The following is a 1,812-nucleotide window of genomic DNA, read 5'->3' as shown; positions in this document are numbered from 1 at the left end:
CCTTGCCGTCGTCCCACCATGCGCTGCAGTGCAGGCATTCGGGCGCGCTGATGGCGCGGAAGGTGTCGTAGACGGCATTGCGCGGGGCGCCCACCTCCTGCAGGAACTGGAATACCTGGTCATGGCTCCAGTACAGCAGCGGCAGCAAGACCTCGTAGGCATCGCCTGGGCCGCGCGCCGGCACCTGGCCCGTATCGGCCAGCTTGGTGCCGCGAATCACCACCTCGATGCCGTCGGCCAGCATGCGCTGGTGCATGGGCAGCATCAGGTTGGCCACGCAGCAGTCCATACGGCCCACCAGGGGCGCGTCGCTCATTCCGTAGGCCCGGCCGATCCAGCTCGATTGCGCCGTGGTCACGTCGCTCGGGATGCCATGGGCGGCTTTCCAGGCGAGCACGTCCGTCTGCACGGTACGCAGATCTGGAACCCACGCGCGCACCTGGTCCACAACCGCGCGTGTTTCCGGGATGGTGTCACCCGTGGACAGCCAGTAGACCGGCAGGCCATGCTCCACCAGGGGGCGCAGCAGGTACAGGCATGCCAGAGAGTCCTTGCCCCCACTGAAATGCAGCGCAGCGCGCCGGCCGGCAATCGCCTGGCCCACGCTCTCGGCAATGTCTGCGGACCGCATCAGAAGAACATGGCCGCAGCAGACAGGCCCGCGCCCACAATGGCGCCCGTCCCGGCCCCCTGGGTGGCCTGCGACTGCTGGTAGGCGTTGGACTGCTGGCCCCACATGTTGGCCGCGCTGTTGCCTGCGTTCCCCGCCATGCCAGCCGCCTGGCCGTAACCTGAGTTCAGGCCAGCCAGGCCGGTATTGGCGATGTTCTGGCCCGAGGCGCCGTAGCCGGCCGTGGCAGCCGTCGTCTGCATGCCCATGGCGGGATAGCCGGCCAGCGCATTCGAGGCCCGATCCGTCAGCGCCCGCCCTTCCGCGCGTGCAGCGGTTCGGGCCGAGTTCTTTCCGGCGGCAGTGGCCAGTGCCTCGCTGGCAACCAAGGCATTGGACCCGGCGCCATACTTGCCATCGGCGGGGTTGACGCCCATGCGGGCCATTTCCGCGCCCTGCGTGCGCTTGGCGCTTTCGTAGGCGTTGGAGACATCGGCAGCCGCCTGGCCCGCCAGCTCCTCGCGCTTGCCCTCCGTGTCGAAGGTCCGCGCGTCCTCCACCATCGTGTCCTGCAGGCCCGTCAGCTTGTCGCGGCGCCCCAGCGCATAGTCGCGGTCGGCCTGAGACTGCTCCCAGGCCGTGCGCGAGGTGTCGAGCGCGAACTGCGTTTGCTCCTTCTGCAGCGGCGCCATGTCGTTCGCATTGCCGATGATCTGCTGGATCATGTCGTCCTGGATGCCCAGGTTCTTCACCTGCGCTTCCACCAGTCGCGGATCGGGTGCTGGGGTCGAGGCGCCGCCACCCTCCAACGTCATGCCGCCCCCGGGCCGAGGTCGGAATGCCTGCTCGGGCAGGAAATCAAATTCAGTGCTGTGCCAGCGTGTCATGTTTCAGGTTTCCTCTCCAAAGGGTGCAGACCACCACATCGCCGCCGTCGCGCGCAGCGCCTGCCAGCACAGCCTCCTCCACGGCGCCCAAGCGCCGGGCCAGCACACGCAAACGGGTGTTGGATGCCAGCACGTAGCCGCGCAGCGCATCGACCGCGCACACAGCGAACGGGTAGTCAAGAAACGCGCGCAGGAAGCGGCGTGATAGCGGCGCGTCGATGGCGACATGCGCCCACACGGTGCGGCCGTTGTGCTGCTCGAAGACGGCCCCGGCCACCAGCACCCCGCCGCGCTTCCAGCCGATGCCCACTGCGC

At 68.4% G+C, this 1,812-nt stretch carries 3 protein-coding genes; all 3 read right to left on the bottom strand.

Going from position 1 to position 1,812, the window contains the following annotated elements; genetic code table 11:
- Positions 1–631, bottom strand: a 631-nt coding sequence (locus DA1_RS29265; RefSeq protein WP_062794206.1) for a phosphoadenosine phosphosulfate reductase domain-containing protein, incomplete at its 3' end; no start/stop codon positions are given.
- Positions 631–1,497, bottom strand: coding sequence for a TrbL/VirB6 family protein (locus DA1_RS29260; protein ID WP_034393303.1), 867 nt, complete (start codon positions 1,495–1,497; stop codon positions 631–633). The genes DA1_RS29265 and DA1_RS29260, both read right to left, overlap by 1 nt.
- Positions 1,475–1,812, bottom strand: a 338-nt coding sequence (locus DA1_RS30960) for a GNAT family N-acetyltransferase (RefSeq protein WP_062794205.1), incomplete at its 5' end; no start/stop codon positions are given. The genes DA1_RS29260 and DA1_RS30960, both read right to left, overlap by 23 nt.

Origin of the sequence: Delftia acidovorans NBRC 14950 (assembly GCF_001598795.1) — a bacterium.
In the GTDB taxonomy this organism is placed as follows: Bacteria; Pseudomonadota; Gammaproteobacteria; order Burkholderiales; family Burkholderiaceae_C; genus Comamonas; species Comamonas acidovorans.
The sequence above is the reverse complement of the archived record's forward strand: the minus strand, read 5'-3'. Positions and strand labels throughout refer to the sequence as shown.